Below are 15,408 nucleotides of genomic sequence, written 5' to 3'. Positions count from 1 at the left end.
CATGCTTCACGTCTTTAGACATGAAATCCGCCTGATTTTTAGGGATCCCAAATTTTGGATTCCCTTTATTATTCCGCCTGTGATTCTTGCGGCGAGTCAGGCGATTGCCGTCTCGCGGTATGGCGATCAGATTATGGAAGGCATGGAAGGGTATATGATGCTCCTGCTCGGCTGCCTCATGGCTCCGATGGGTTCACCCCTTGCGGCGGACAGCTTTGCGGGGGAGCGCGAAAGAAATTCTCTCGAACTTTTGCAGCTTGCGCCGATTGCTCCGGCAAGACTTTTTTGGGGAAAGCTATTTGCCGTGTTGCCTTTCCCGGTGGTGTTTTCGTTGCTGGCGGAAGGCGCCTTCTGGTTCGCTCACCCTGAAATTTCGACCACTGCGGCCGTGGCGTCTGTTCTGGGAGCCCTTTCGGCGGTTCTCTTGACGAGTTCCTTTTCGTTATACCTTTCGCTGCGCGTCAAGACGGTGCGTGCGGCGACTCATTTTTCGTTGATTTTTATCGTGCCGCTTTTGCTGCTGGTGCAGCTCGGTCACGAAATTTTCTTGCAGGACGTGTTTGTCCCTGTGGTCGTTCTGCTCATCTCTGTTGCGGTGTGCATCCTGGCCGTTGCGCTTGGGATGCGCAAGTTCGTAAGCCTGTAGATAGCTTGTAAATAAAGGGGGGGGCGCAGCGCCTGTGGTTACGGCTCGAAAAGGTGCAAATGGAGCTTTGTCTTTTGCTTGTTTTGCACTTTTTTTCCGAGGGCGTCAAACTGCTTGCCTTGAGTGTTTTGTAGGCGCTGCTGTGAACCTGTAGCACGGATTTTACTTGCAGGGCGTATGGCGGTGGTCGCGGATTCGCGGAGCACGACCGCGATGCTGTCGAGAATCGGGTTGCCCGTACCCTCGATGTAGTCGTGCGAGACCTCCCACACCATGATGCCTGCGTAGCCGTTTTCCTTGACCCAGCGGCTCTTGATGGCGGAAGAATGCGGGTCTTCGAAGGTGACGTAGCCGGTCGAAGATACGCCGTAGGGCTCTACGGAGACGCTGTCGAAATAGTATTCCCATTCGGGGTTTGTAACGATATCCTTGTAGGGGACTTGTTTTGCGGTTTTCTTGATGAAGTCGGTGCCGGGGCCTGTCGCTCCATCAAATTGGAATCCGAAAGAGGGAATGCCGAAGACCATCTTTTCGGTGGGGACTCCGCGGTTTTTCCAATAGTCGCGGGTTTCTTCCCACGACCAGGTGGTGTAGCCTTCGTGCGGGTAGAGCGGCGAATCGAACATGGCCTTGTCATCCCAGTCGCCGGTCATGTCGTAGGTCATGAACCCGAACCAGTCCAGATTTTTCACGAGGACTTCGGGCGTGAACCATTTGCCGTAATAGGGCGAGCAGGGGAGTGCCGCCGAAAGAGTCTTGCCCTGGGGGAGCGCTTCGCGGAGTTCGGAGAGCAACTTGCTGTAGGCGATGGTGTCTGCTTCGGGGACGGGGTTGTATTCCCATTCCCAGTCCATGTCGAGGCCGTCCAGGTTGTGGTCGGCCACGAACTGCACGAGGTTCGCGATAAACTTTTGGCGGAGATCATCGTCCGATGCGACGGGTACGAAGTTTTCACTTTGTCCGCCACCGCCGAGCGAAACGATCGCCTTGGTGCCTGCGGCGTGTGCGAGTTCGACCATTTCATCCAATGCCGTCGGGTCTTCTGCAGCGTCGCCTTTGAGCGAACCGTCGGTGTCCGGCGTAATGAAACTCCACAGCACGTGCGTCAACTTTTCGTATGGCACCTTGTCTACGGTGTAGGCCGGCTTGTGCCACTTTCCCCAGTCGGGGTAGTAGCCGATGAACAGCGGCTCCGCCCATGCCGAACAAATGCTGGCGAGAGTGAAAACGAAGGTGACAATAGGCTTCCGAAACATTGCTGTGAACCCCCTTTGGTAGAATACAAGTAGAAATATATAATCCGTGGGGGCGCTTGTCAATTTTACATTATTCCAATTTGGATTAGCGAAAATTTGCTGTTTTGGGCAAATTTGTGAGGTTGTGTATTTTTTTTTTGATAAATACCGTTCGTTTTGTAAATTTTTATGTTATTTTTAATTCAAAATAGAGTTTTGCTCTTGTTCTCTAACCGAAATCTCGAAAATTTCCAATGCATGAGGACAAGGCGAACGCTCACGTAGATACGTTTAACGGGCCACTTGTCGTGGCTCCTTTGGGCGTGTTTCGACAAATTGTGGAAACGTCATTGCGAGCATCGTAGATGCGAAGCAATCCATGTCCGCAGTGTTGTCGCCCTTTTGGGGCGTGGGTCGTTTGCGTTTATCATGCATAGGCATTCGAGAGCCTCGGTTAGGTAAATGCAGCGACTCGCGCCTTTTGCTTTCAAGCAAATTTTGGCACGGTTCCTGCCATACTACAAGAGTGAACTCCATAGGTTTTTAACAATGGAGGCTATCATGGCTTGGAACAAAAAACCGGAAACAAAAATCATCATTGAAAACTTGCTGAAAGCAGGCGTTGCTATCTCTAGTTGCGCGCTTCTGTTCGCTTGCGGTGGCGATAGCGGTAGCAGCAGCGCTCCAGAAAAAAACGAACTGGTTTCTTCTGTTGAAGACTTGGAGGCTTGTTCCAATGACCTAGAGGGTGATACCGTCTTTGTCAAGAAAGAAAAATCCGACTTTGTCTGTTTAAAGGGTGAATGGATAAATGTCGATTCCCTGAATTCTTACAATGACGAAGATGAGTCATCCTCTTCTACGTTGGAGGATGCCGAAGAATCTAGCAGTAGCACCGGCAAGAAGAAATCTTCATCGAGTTGTGAAGACTGCGAGGATGAAGTCAGCTCGAGTGGCGGTACGGATAAGGCGAAGTCGTCATCCTCCGTCAAGGATGAATCCTCGTCCTCTGATTCTGCGGAATCTTCATCTTCTCAATCCTCGCTTGACGGGGAGTCTTCTAGTAGTACCCTTACGAACGAGGAGAACAGTTCAGCATCTGAACTGCCTGGCATAGTTGAGATTAAGGACGTGTCCATTAGTGGCGTGTCGCAGAAAGGCCCTTTTGCAGTAGGTTCAGCGGTCAAGCTTTACGAATTGGACGGCGTGACCTATGCCCAAACAGGCAAGAGCTTTACTGGGAAAATTACTACGGACGAAGGCAAGTTCAGCGTTTCGAACGTGACGCTTGTGAGCCAGTATGCGTTGCTTGAAACGAGTGGGTATTTCCGTAACGAAATCACGGGAAGTAATTCCAAAGGACAGGTCTCCTTGAACGCTTTCACGGACCTTTCCGACCGCAAGACGGTGAACATCAACTTGCTTACGCACCTAGAATACGAACGCGCCATGTACTTGGCGCGTACGGGCATGGATGTAGCCTCTGCCAAAAAACAGGCTGCTACCGAAGTCCTGAAAGCCTTTGGCATCGAGGGTGAGTTTGCAAGTTCCGAAGATCTTGACATTTTCGGCAAGAGCGATGGCAATGCGGCGCTTCTTGCGTTAAGTGTGCTGACGCTCCGTGACTTGAACGAAACCGATCTTACCGAATTCTTGACCAAGTTCGCGATTGATATCGAAAGTGACGGAAGCTGGGATGACGAACAAACAAAGGCAAAAATTGCCGATTGGGCGGCTTCAAAAGACCTTGCGGGCGAATTAGCCCCTATCCGTAGCAACATCGAAATGTGGAATCTAGGAACGGTGCCCGATTTTGAAAAGTACGTACGTAACTTCTGGTACACGACCTACGGCCTTGGCGAATGCGATTCAAAAAATGAGGGCGAAATTCTCGCTGTAAAGAACGAGCATAGTTCCAAATATGGGACGCAGACTCGTTACATCTGTAAGGATGACGCGTGGGTTGAAGCGACCAATGTTGAGAAGGATTTTTATAAGTCTGGTAAAGATAAGGGCGTTGACGGAGAATTGTGGACGGGGCTTGTGACGGGAGAAAAATACAAATATGACGAAAAGCAGGGCGAATGGAAGATCGCGGATGGTTTCGATAAGACTTTAAATAATGCTTGTACAGAAAAACGTGAAGGAGCAATGGATAAGAATAAATGGGAAACTCCTTTCTACTGCACGGCAAACGGCTGGGTAAATATGACGGAGTGGAGGTGGGATATTCCGAAGGAGGCTCGCCTGAACCCGGAAATTACATACGGCACCATGACCGATGAACGCGATAATAAAGTCTACAAAACGGTGAAAATTGGTAACCAGACATGGATGGCTGAAAATCTGAACTATGCCGCTGGCGTGAAGACTCCGAGGGGCAGTTGGTGCGAATACTATCATGAGAAAAATTGTGCCGAAACGGCAGGTCGTCTTTACACCTGGAGTGATGCAATCGATTCCGCAGCCCTTTATGACGGTGGCAATGGTGTGGACTGCGGTTGTGGCAAGACTTGCTCTCTCCCGGCAAAGGTTCAGGGAGTTTGTCCACCGGGCTGGCACATGCCTACGAAAACGGAATGGGAAACTCTTTTTAACGAAGTTGGTGGGCAATCAACAGCAGGAAAGACTCTCAAGTCACAAACGGGTTGGGGCAGGACATTCGAGGATGCGTATGGGTTCTCCGCTCTTCCTGTTGGTAGCGACATTTGGAACCCAATCCCCCTCGAATACGGTAATGGAGTCGAGTTCTGGAGCGCCACTGAGTACAATAGCAATCATGCCTACTCCTGGATATTGGATGTAAGCGATAAGGTGATCCAAGACGATGACACCGGTAAAGGCTACGGTAAATCGGTTCGTTGTCTTCAGGACTAAACCGCACACCATAGGTCTGCACAGGGCCAAGCCACACAGTGGCACGGCCCTTCACTTCTTTTTCACCAAAACAATGAGGTATAAAATGGCGACATATTCAATCACGGCAATCATTACAAAAATTGATTCTGCAAATAAAGTAAGTATCAGCGGCGTTGGCAAACATCGCTATGAAAAATCAAAGGACGAGGTTTTTAACCTGTTGGAAGAAACTTCAACCCCGCAATCATCTAAAATTCTTAAACAGGATGAGATTTACTCCATTGCTAATCCCAGCGCTATAATGACAACGCTTCTTGCAATGGCAATGCTTAACAAGAAACCATTGAAACTGACTGTTGATGATGCGAATAATGCGCTTTCCATCACAAATGTCGAGGTGCCCTAATGGCAGCCTGTCACAATGTTTATTCCGTTGCTGACTATCTGGAAATTCTTAAGAATTTCTCGCGGTATGGTCTTGATGGTTGTCGCGATAATGTTCAAATCTATTTTCGGGGCGAGCCTGAGGATTATGGAGAAACAGCTGGGCAACCTGGAATTGCTCGAGGAAATCGGCTTGAAGGAGATAACGAGTCGGACTTATTTCGAGAATGTGAAAGAAGGCTTAGTCATGAATTCATAAACTGTAAGTCGACTTTTGAAAAATTGGTTTTGATGCAGCATTATGGAATTCCGACGAGAGTTCTTGATGTTTCTATAGATTCCTTGCAAGCTTTATTTTTTGCATTATATCACGATCCTAAATATCCCTATGATGACAAAAAGGATTCAGTCGTTTTGGTCTATGAGGTCCCGAAGGAATCGATTCGCAGCTGGCATTCCGATGTTGTAAGCGTCATTTCAAATATTGCAGTTTATCATTACGACGATCTTGATATAAGAGGCTTGTCAAATTCTACAGATGAATTCGAGCGAAAGGCTTTCAATGAAAATGATTCTATCAAGCACTTACTTCATGAAATTAGGGCTGAAAAACCTTATTTTGAATCATGGATAAAAAAGGATAATATGGAGTCCGTTTATTGCGTTCATCCTCTTTTAGATAATCCAAGGATTCGTTCTCAGCAAGGAGCGTTTTTGCTGTTTGGAATGGATGGCGATAAGCATCACTTGGCGACCTTAGAAACCAACAAAGGTCCCGAAATTCGTTTGGCTAAACTTCTTATTCCGTATTGCGCTAAGGCCCGAATCCGCGAAGAGCTTAATCTGCTTGGCCGAACCATAGACACGGTATATCCCGATTGGACTGGCGTATCGGATTATTTCTCCAGATTCTATGGCAAAAATCCAGAAGAATACTATCCCTGAATATGCATTAGTTTTTTTTGTGGGGGGCAGCTTAAAGCTTTTTTTCGCGAAGAGCCCTGCGTTTCTGAATTTCTTCTAACGGAATTTCTGACATATCAGAGATTTCTTCATCGGTCAACTTTCCGTTGGCGAGCATGGCATCGACCATTTCGAGCCGTGTTTCGAGTTGAGTCCTGATTTTGGCTCCGGCGAGGCGGCATTCCATTTCCTCTTTTGTAGTCATTTCTCTCTCCAGCTCGTTCAAGGTGCTATTGTCCAGGTTGTCGATCTTGATGCGGTCTAGAGCCTCGCTGACGATGGTGCTCCCGAAATTGGGCAATTCCTTGCCATCGCTGGCATGCTTGAGTACGTAGAGCCAAACGTCAACGGGGTCGACGATTTCATCAACGGTCTTGTTGAACCTGGGCAGGTTAACCATAATATACTTATTTTTCGCGGAAATGGTGTTGAAAATACCATTTTTCAGCGATTCCCTGCTGTAAATAGCCCATTCGTCGATATAATTTCCTACAGTCTGGGGCAATTCGAAGTCACAAATCCAAATGGACACGCTCTCAGGAATTTCGTAGCGCCTGTATTCCTTCTGTTCTCTGGAGAGGTTCTTGAATTCGTCCGAGTTTTCCATTTCCTGTTTGCCCTTGATAATCTGAAACGCCTTGTACAGTACGGTGCGGTCGATGAAAAAATCGTGCTCCGCCTTTTGCATTTCAATGTCCAGAAAGCGCCTGGTTCCCGTGGTTGCGAATGCATCCAAGATGACGTTTCTCTCTTCGGGAACCCTGAAACGGAGCGTATGGTCGAAAGAATAGCTGAGATCCTTGATTCGGTCGTCGCCTTGCAATTGCAAAATTCCGTCCAAGAAATCCTTGATTGCCGCCTTGCTTGCAAACAGATTCTTGAACCCCGTATCAAGTCGCGGATCAATATAGACTTGTCCTTTCAATTTTTCAGAAATGGATTTACTCATAATTACATCTTCGTTAATTCCAGGAGAGCAAATCTACAAAGGAAAAACGCCTATTTTCAAAAATGGTCGAATTTTGCAAACAAACTTAAGCCGAGCGTCGCGACAAAATGCTTGCATTTTGTCATGACCGAGGCGGTTGTTTGTTCTACAAACAACTGTTTGCAGCTACTAACAGGTTGTCAACGTAATTTTTGTTTACACTCCAAATAAGCCTATGAATTCTGTTTTTGCTTGGCTATCCGAGGTTTTTCGAAACTTCGTTGGATCAGTTGCGAAAATTTTACCGGTTTTTGTGTGCGCTGCATCACATTTTGGCTTCTTCTAGGGTTGCTTTTTGGTGGCGAAGTTATATTTTTGAAATATGCATACCATGAAATTCAATTTATGGGATGTATGGTTTTGTTGTGTCCTGGCGTGTGTGGTGGCATGCTCGGACAGCTCATCTGGAGCAAGTTCAGATGAAATCGAACCTGATGAAATTTCGTCGGGTTCACAAATTGGAATTGATGGCGAGGGGAATCCGGTTTCTGCGAATAGTTCTGCGGTGATAGACGATCCGCAAAACCCGCAGGGAAATTCTTCGTCTTCCAAGAAAAGCGATGGCTCGCACGATGGGCCTCTCCCTGGAGAAGACCCTGATATGGTTCCGGTCGATACGACGGTGCCGTTTATCGGTAATTTCCCGGTGATTTTCTCGGAGGTTTCTCCGTCGAATGCGAATTTCAAGGATAACGATGGTAATGACCCCGGCTGGCTCGAACTTTACAATACGAGTGATGCTCCGGTAAGTCTTAAGGGTATTGCTCTGAGTAATGACGCCAGGTTCCCGCGTCGGTGGGTGTTCGGTGATGCGACGGTTCCTGCGAAGGGGCACATGATCGTGTTCCTTTCGGGCAAGAACTATGCGGATTACATTGCTCCTTCTGATTCGGTCAATATGATTGGGACCGATTGCAGTTCCGAAGCTTCGGCTGGCAGTGGCTTTGGCATGATGCCGGGCTTTGACTTTGGCGGCGGCATGGGTGACTTTGGTGGCGGAGCCATCCCCGGTATGGGGGGTGATGCAGGTGCCGGAAACAATGGCGCAGGAGCTACGGGAGCCACAACGACATCGAATGCCGAAAACCTGCCGGGAAAGTCTTCGCTGTGCTTCAATGAAAATGGCGTAAACCAGGTGGGTGCCGTCATGAGGGTGGCGCAAGGGGGAACGTACACGCGGCTGGTGGTGAATTCCGGTGCCGCAAAACTCGGTAACGCCGACCAGCTCGTGATTCGCGGGTTTATCACCAAGACTCACAAAATTCGCGTGAATTTCAAGGAAGGCAACGATATTAGTGCGTGGACGGGCAAGAACCTTCGCGGAACGGGCGATTCATCGTCGGTGTACTACGTAAGGCTTGGCGACAACGCGACTGACCTTAAGCGTAACAATGTGACTGCTACGACTTTCGCGACGGAAACGCAGGGCTCTGAATCGACGACGATCAAGGTGACGTCTTATATTGCTCGCAAGCGCGGTCACGAACCGCACACGACTTTCAAGGCGGAAGACCAGGGCGGTGTGCTTTACTTGGTGAACGAAACGGGAATCCTGGATTCGGTGCGCTATTCCGCGGTGCCTACGGGGGCGTCCTGGTCTCGCGATGCGGCGGGTAACTGGGGTTTTGCATCACCTTCGCCATACGGCAACACGGTGGGCGAGGTGTTTGCAGTGCAGGCGCAGTCGAATGCGGTGAATATTCCGCCTTCGGGTTTCTATTCCTCTGCGGTGACGGTTTCTTTCCCGGCGGGTACGCGCTGCGAACAGGGTGGAGCGGAACCGACAGCGAATTCACCAACGGTAGAACAGGCTTTGACGATAAATGCGACTGCTGTGCTCCGCTGCCGCACCTATGCCGTGGGGTCTTATCCGAGCGAAGAAATTATTCGCACCTATGTTTTTGAAAGTCAGCCTTCGATCGCAACGTTGTTTGTGACTACCGATCCGCTTTCGATGTTCAGCCCCGATACGGGTCTGTATATGACGGGTAACGGAGCCGCGATGATGGATTCGAAGAAGGGAGCGAATTTCTGGAGCAACCGCGAACTTCCCGTTTACGTGGAAATGTTTGAACCTGGCTCTCCGAAAACTCCTGCGTTCGGCGTGATGGGCGACTACAAGATTTCGGGACAGTATAGCCGCGCGAAAGAAAAAAAGTCGTTCTCGATTACTTTGCGTGAAGAATATGGCGATAAACGCCTCAAATACACGCTGTTCCCGGATCACCCCGAGCTCAAAAAGTTCAAGGCGTTCTCGCTCCGTAATTTTGGAAACAACAGTGGTGACGACTATGTGCGCGACCGCATCGGAACTTCGATGACAGAAGGCCTGGATGTCGATTACCAACGTGGGCGTTATGTTGTTGTGTACTACAATGGCAAGTACTACGGTGTGCACGATTTGCGCGAACGTAACAACGAATACTATTACGAAACCAAGTACGGTCTTGATGCTTCGGATATCGACTTGATCGATGCTAATAACGATGCTTCTGCCGGTTCGGCGACCGATTACAAGGCGATGATTGAGTGGCTCCAGAGTAACGAACTTACGAGTGACGCCAACTATCAGAAAATTGCCGACCAGATTGATGTCGACAACTACATGAACTACATGCAGGCCGAAATGTTCGTGAATAATGGCGACTGGCCTCACAATAACATGAAAAAGTGGCGCGTCGCGAGCCAAAAGAGCAAATGGAAATGGTTCCTGTATGATGTCGATTTCGGTTTTGGCGCAGGCTACAATACGCAGAATAGTAACGTGTTCAGCTATGTAACCAATGCAAATGGTACGAACGGCATGGGCATGGGAATGGTGCCTGGCATGGGCGGCCAACAGCAGACGAGTGGCTCCATTTCGGAACACACGATTCTCATGATTCGCTTGCTTCAGAATGAAGGTTTCAAGAATGCTTTCATCAACCGCTTCTGCGTACTCTTGTCCATGAACTTCTCTGCCGATAGGCTTGTAAAGCGCATTGACGAATTGCAGTCGCAGGTGCAGGCCGAAGTGGCGCGTGATGTGGAATTCTGGGGCTATGATGCATCGTCTGTAAGCAGTAATCTTGAAACGATAAAGAACTTTGCGCAGACTCGCCAGGCGAAGGTCCGTGAACAGATGGAATCGTATTTTGCGCTGGGGTCATCGGTAGAAATGACGCTCACGGTGCAGGGCTCGGGCCAAATTGCCGTACATGACTTGCCGCTAGACCAAAGCTCGATGACGTTGAATTTCTATAGCGGTGTTCCCGTGACGCTGACTGCAGTATCTAATGCGGGGGGGGTGTTCATTGGTTGGAGCGATGGCGTTACTGATATTACGCGTACCGTCAACCCCGGCGAAATGACGACGATTACCGCAACATTTAAATAAGAATTTTTTTCTTTTTGCACCTAGAGCCTGCCTCCGGCGGGCTTTCTTGCTATTGCCCTAACCACCAACCCCTAACCACTATTTACTATATTTTAACTCGATGAAATTACCTGTCGTATGTATAGTTGGACGCCCGAACGTGGGCAAGTCCTCGCTTTTTAACCGAATCTTGGGGCGTCGTGCCGCAGTTGTTTCTGACCGCGACGGCGTGACCCGCGATAGGCATTACCAAACGGCCAATTACAAAGGCCATGAATTTACGGTGGTCGATACCGGTGGTTTCTTGCCGGACGATTCCATCGACGTGCTTGCCGACAGTGTGCGCACGCAGATTTTTAATGCTGTTGAAGAGGCTGACCTGGTGCTCTTTATGGTGGATGTCCGCGTGGGCATTACCAAGCTCGATGAACAGTTTGCCCGCATGATCCGCAAGCTCGACAAGAAGGTGATTCTTGTCGCGAACAAGAGCGAAAACGGTGCCGACCGTCAAGAAAGCTACGAGTTTCTGAAACTGGGCTTTGGACTTCCGCGTACTATCAGCGCACTTACGGGCTATGCCTGCCTTTCGCTCATGGACGAAGTCGTGGCTGTGCTCCCGACGCCTGTGCGTGGTGAACGTCGCGAAGAACGTCCGATTCGCTTTGCCATTCTCGGTCGTCCGAATGCGGGTAAGAGCACTCTCTTGAACCGTTTGCTGAACGAAGACCGCGCCGTGGTGTCCGATATTCCGGGAACGACGCGCGACTCCATTGACTGCGACTTTGCGGTCGATGGTGTTAAGTTCGTGGTGACCGATACGGCGGGCCTGCGCAAGAAGGCGAAGGTCGAAGACGAAGTCGAAATTTTCAGCAACATGCGTACGCTCGAAAGCATTCGTCGCTCCGATGTGTCGGTACTCATGGTCGACTGCACCCGCGGGCTTGAAGTCCAGGACTTCCGCATCATTACTGAAATTCGCAAGGCGGGCAAGGGCTTGGTGCTTGTGCTCAACAAGTGGGATATTTTCCCGGACAAGACCGAAAAGTCCTTTGACCACATGGTCAAGGAAATGCTCGAACGCGAACCGATGCTTGAATACGTGCCGATTATTTCGGCGAGCGCCAAGGAAGGTCAGCGCGTCAACCGTATTGTGCAGGCCATTCAGACGGTGTATGCCAACTGCCGCCGTGTGCTTGGCCGCGACCGCGTGGCAACCGCCTTCGCAAGTTTCCTGGAAAAGAATCCGGTGCCAAGCCAGAACGCCCGTGTGGTACAGCTCACTCGCGCCTGCCAGATTATGGTGGAGCCTCCTGTGATTGCCATTGAAACCCGCACACCGGAACTGGTGGCCGATTCTTACAAGCGTTACTTGCTCAAACAGTTTTACGAAGAATTCCAGCTGCAGGGTGCGCCCCTCCGCTTGAACTTCGACCAGAAATTAACCCTTAGAAAGGATGAAGATCTTGAACAGTTTACTGAGTCTTCCAATAGCGTACTTGCTGGGGTCAATCCCGAGCGCGATCTGGATCGCAAAAATCGCAAAGGGAAAGTCGTTCGACATTAGAGATTACGGCTCCAAGAATGCGGGACTCACCAATACGTTCCGCGTACTTGGCTGGAAACCGGCGCTCCCCGTGGTGCTGATGGACCTACTCAAGGGCTTCTTTGGACCGTGGATCGCCATTAAGATGTGCGAAGCCCAGGTGGCCGCCGGTGGTGCGGACTACTCCCATTGGGTGCCGCTTGTTGCAGGCCTCTTGGTGATTTTAGGACACAGTTTTACCTGCTTTGCCGGATTCCGTGGCGGTAAGGGCGTTCTCGCCGCTTTGGGCGTGTTCCTTGCGCTTTGCCCGATTACCGCGCTTTCTGCCTTTGGTGTTTGGATTATTTTCACGTTTGCATCGAAGTACGTGTCGGTGGGGAGCATTGCTGCCTGTGTGGCGCTTGCCGCTTTTTCGACAATGGGTTACCTGCAGTTGCCTTTCCCTCCGGAAAAGTTTAATGAAGGACTTTGGATTACCTGTCTTCTGGTTGCGGTTTTCGTGATTGTGAAGCACAAGGCTAACATTAAACGCCTAATGAACGGCACCGAGAACGGTTTTGGCAGCAAACGCAAGACTCCGAAGGCTTAATTATTGTAGATTATAGGAAAAAGTGATAGGCGAGGATTTATTATGAAGGTTACAGTTTTAGGTACAGGTGGTTGGGGACTTTCTCTTGGCCAGGTGGTGTACGAAAATAAGAATGAAGTGATGTTCTGGACCAATTCCCAGGCCGAAGTAGACTTGCTTTCTACGGAACACCAGTACAAGGATAAACTTCCGGGCGTTATCTTCCCGGCCGACTTTAAATATACAACCGATATGAACGCCGCCCTTGAAGGCTGCGATATGGTTTTGATTGTGGTGCCGAGCCAATTTATGGGCGGTGTCGCCAAGAATCTTGGCAAGTGGACTCCGGTCAAGGGCAAGGAACCGGTGGTGGTCTGTGCTACGAAGGGTATTCTCGAAGGCACGAACCAGCTCATGAGCGAAGTGCTTCTCGAAAACGTTCCTTGGCTCACCGAAGACAAAATGGTTGCCTTTAGTGGCCCGTCGCATGCTGAAGAAGTCAGCCGCCACATTCTAACGGCGATTGTTTCTGCTTGCGTGAACGAAGAATCCGCCAAGCTCGTCCAGAAGACCATGAGCTGCTCCTACCTGCGTGTCTACACTTCTACCGACATCGTGGGCGTGGAACTCTGCGGTTCCGTCAAGAACGTGATTGCTATCGCTTCTGGTGTGCTTTACGGCCTCGAAGCCGGTGGCAAGTACAAGATTGGCGACAATACTCGTGCCGCTATCCTCACTCGCGGTCAGGCTGAAATGTGCCGCCTCGGTAAGGCTCTCGGCGCAAAGCCCGAAACCTTTGCTGGCCTTGCCGGCATGGGCGACTTGATTGTGACTTGTCTTTCTCAGCACAGCCGCAACCGCTATGTGGGCGAACACATCGGTAAGGGCGAAACGATTGAACAGGTTCTTGCCGGTATGAAAATGGTGGCCGAAGGCGTACCGACTTGCAAGAGCACCAAGGCACTGGCTGATAAGCTTGGCGTCGAAATGCCCATTGTGAACGCTGTACACGCCCTCCTCTTCGAAGGCAAGAAGGTGGACGAAGTCATCAAGGAAATGTGGGGCCGCGAGCTCAAGGACGAAGTCTGGGGATAATTTAGAGCTTAGAACAGACGCGTTGTGTCATCCTGAGCGGAATCACGAAGTGATGAAGTCGAAGGATCTCTAAGCTTTACCAACTAAGTTCAACTATGGGTTGCAAATCTTTTAAGGTTTGCAACCCTTTTTATTTTCTACTTCCGACTAAAACTACTGCCCCTTGCAGAGCTTGGAACAGCAACGGAATGTAGCCCAAGAGCCCTGCAGAAAGTACGACCGGAGCAGGAATCCCTAAAATTCCCGTAAATAGGGCGACTTGAACGCCTTCGCGTACGCCGATGCCGTTTAGGGATATCGGGAGCATCGAAACTATTGTGGTGATGCTTGTAAATACGATAAGAATGCAGATGTCGATAGATTGCCCGACAGCCCTAAAGTAGGCGTAGGCCATGAACAGGGTCAAAAGTTGCAACCACAGGGAATCTAGAGACGACAAAAGAACCTGTTTCTTGTACTGCCTGTAAATAGACAGGCTTTTCTGCATTTTGGGAATAAGGGTTAGCTTGTTTAAGATGACGGCCGGTACGGGAACCTTGTCCGAAAAAAGGCAAAGGACCACAATTGCCATGCAGGCCAAAAGGGCGAACGTCATAATTAACGTATAGGTAAAGGGAATCTCGGCTTGATTCAAGGCGAAGGGGAGTGCTATGAAAAAGCACAGGAACATTGCCAAAAGCCCTTGGATGCGGGCAAGGAACACTGCCGAAATGGATTGGCTTGTCTGGTTGAATTTTTTACCGAAGGCGAGTGACTTTACGGCGTCGCCGCCAAAGCCGGTGGGCAACAGGTTGTTAAAGAAGTAGCCCATGGCCGTGTAGGCGTAGTAGGTCTTGAACGGAATTTCGGGACCTTGTACCGAAAGCCCTTTCCAGCGGTTTGCCTGAATCACCATGATCAGGGTCGCGGCCACAAGAGTCGCTAGAATCCAGGGGGTCATCCCGAGGTTCCAGTTTTCTGCAACGCTTGCAAGCGGAATCTTGTAAAAGATATAGGCGAAACCGCCCACGCTTACAAGAAGCTGGAATATCCGCTTGATAAAGAGCTTTGAAACAGTCTTATCGGTTGCCATTGGTTACAATAATAGCATTTTTGACAAATAAAAAATTATATTTGGACAAAAGAGGTTTTTATGTACCGGAATAAAGCGCGTTACGATGTGGCCATGTTGGTGCCGAAAGATGTTAAGAGTGTCCTAGAAATTGGTGCTGGCGCCGGATTGAACTATGTGATTTACCCGCAGGATTCCTACAAGGTCGCCATTGAACCCGAAAACAGGACCGATACGCATACCATCGACAAGGTTCCGGGTGGTTTCAACGAATACCATCACGTGTTTTACGAACAATACACCGAAGATAAAAAGTTTGATCTCGTGGTGATGTGCGATGTTCTGGAACACGTGAACGATCCGGTAGACCTGATTAACTTCTGCAAAAAGCACCTGAATCCCGAAGGTCACATTCTGGTGTCGCTGCCGAATTTCTGCTGTATCGAAAATTTGCTCAAGATTATTATTACCCGTGATTTCCGCTACTTTAAGCCGGACGAAGGTGAACATGCCTTGGGCGTGCTGGATATTAACCACAAGACATTCTGGACCAAGAAGAGCTTTGTCCGCTTTGCCAAGGAAAATGGTCTTGAAGTTGAAAAGATTGTGGGTATCCGTAAGCAGCTCAAGTTTATGCCGGGCCTTTTGAGCCATTCAAGCTTTATCCCGTTCCAGTACGGATTCCTGACCAAGCTGAAAAAGTAGGTTGTCTTAGAATTTG

General features: G+C 49.5%; 12 protein-coding genes. 9 read left to right on the top strand and 3 right to left on the bottom strand.

Translation table 11 applies throughout. From position 1 onward, the window contains the following. Position 1: 1 nt before the first annotated feature. Positions 2-646, top strand: coding sequence for an ABC transporter permease (locus Q0W37_RS07530; protein ID WP_297700284.1), 645 nt, complete (start codon positions 2-4; stop codon positions 644-646). 38 nt (positions 647-684) lie between these two features. Here Q0W37_RS07530 and Q0W37_RS07525 read toward each other — a convergent pair whose 3' ends face one another. Next, positions 685-1,902: a glycoside hydrolase family 18 protein gene (locus Q0W37_RS07525; RefSeq protein WP_297700282.1), complete on the bottom strand. Its 1,218-nt coding sequence runs from the start codon at positions 1,900-1,902 to the stop codon at positions 685-687. Positions 1,903-2,442: 540 nt separating this feature from the next. Between Q0W37_RS07525 and Q0W37_RS07520 the strand changes: the two genes are divergently transcribed. The 3 genes from Q0W37_RS07520 (at position 2,443) to Q0W37_RS07510 (ending at position 6,069) form a co-directional block, all read left to right on the top strand. Beyond that, the gene (locus tag Q0W37_RS07520) at positions 2,443-4,758 is read left to right on the top strand and encodes a fibrobacter succinogenes major paralogous domain-containing protein (RefSeq protein ID WP_297700281.1); all 2,316 of its coding nucleotides are present in this window, start codon (positions 2,443-2,445) and stop codon (positions 4,756-4,758) included. Between the two features lie 85 nt (positions 4,759-4,843). Continuing rightward, on the top strand, positions 4,844-5,146 hold the full coding sequence (locus tag Q0W37_RS07515; protein WP_297700279.1) for a hypothetical protein: 303 nt from the start codon (positions 4,844-4,846) through the stop codon (positions 5,144-5,146). After that, positions 5,146-6,069, top strand: coding sequence for an FRG domain-containing protein (locus Q0W37_RS07510; protein WP_297700277.1), 924 nt, complete (start codon positions 5,146-5,148; stop codon positions 6,067-6,069). Before Q0W37_RS07515 ends, Q0W37_RS07510 begins: the two co-directional genes overlap by 1 nt. Positions 6,070-6,100: 31 nt before the next feature. Here Q0W37_RS07510 and Q0W37_RS07505 read toward each other — a convergent pair whose 3' ends face one another. Beyond that, entirely contained in the window at positions 6,101-7,036 is a 936-nt protein-coding gene (locus Q0W37_RS07505; RefSeq protein ID WP_297700275.1) for a PD-(D/E)XK nuclease family transposase, read from the bottom strand. A 370-nt stretch (positions 7,037-7,406) separates the two neighbouring features. Between Q0W37_RS07505 and Q0W37_RS07500 the strand changes: the two genes are divergently transcribed. From Q0W37_RS07500 to Q0W37_RS07485, 4 genes are all read left to right on the top strand, one after another. After that, complete coding sequence (locus Q0W37_RS07500; RefSeq protein WP_297700273.1) at positions 7,407-10,451, top strand: CotH kinase family protein; 3,045 nt, start codon at positions 7,407-7,409, stop codon at positions 10,449-10,451. Positions 10,452-10,551: 100 nt separating this feature from the next. Continuing rightward, positions 10,552-11,994 (top strand): ribosome biogenesis GTPase Der, encoded by a 1,443-nt coding sequence (gene der / locus Q0W37_RS07495; protein ID WP_297700271.1) that lies wholly within the window; start codon positions 10,552-10,554, stop codon positions 11,992-11,994. Then, the gene (gene plsY / locus Q0W37_RS07490) at positions 11,927-12,562 is read left to right on the top strand and encodes a glycerol-3-phosphate 1-O-acyltransferase PlsY (protein WP_297700269.1); all 636 of its coding nucleotides are present in this window, start codon (positions 11,927-11,929) and stop codon (positions 12,560-12,562) included. Before der ends, plsY begins: the two co-directional genes overlap by 68 nt. Positions 12,563-12,604: 42 nt before the next feature. Continuing rightward, positions 12,605-13,636 (top strand): NAD(P)H-dependent glycerol-3-phosphate dehydrogenase, encoded by a 1,032-nt coding sequence (locus Q0W37_RS07485; RefSeq protein WP_297700267.1) that lies wholly within the window; start codon positions 12,605-12,607, stop codon positions 13,634-13,636. A 130-nt stretch (positions 13,637-13,766) separates the two neighbouring features. Here Q0W37_RS07485 and Q0W37_RS07480 read toward each other — a convergent pair whose 3' ends face one another. Next, positions 13,767-14,708 (bottom strand): lysylphosphatidylglycerol synthase transmembrane domain-containing protein, encoded by a 942-nt coding sequence (locus Q0W37_RS07480; protein ID WP_297700265.1) that lies wholly within the window; start codon positions 14,706-14,708, stop codon positions 13,767-13,769. A gap of 60 nt (positions 14,709-14,768) precedes the next feature. On the opposite strand from Q0W37_RS07480, the gene Q0W37_RS07475 reads away from it, so the two are divergent. Further along, complete coding sequence (locus Q0W37_RS07475) at positions 14,769-15,392, top strand: class I SAM-dependent methyltransferase (RefSeq protein ID WP_297700263.1); 624 nt, start codon at positions 14,769-14,771, stop codon at positions 15,390-15,392. Positions 15,393-15,408: the final 16 nt, after the last annotated feature.

Origin of the sequence: uncultured Fibrobacter sp. (genome assembly GCF_947166265.1) — a bacterium.
Lineage (GTDB): Bacteria > Fibrobacterota > Fibrobacteria > Fibrobacterales > Fibrobacteraceae > Fibrobacter.
This window is presented reverse-complemented; position numbering and strand designations above follow the sequence as displayed.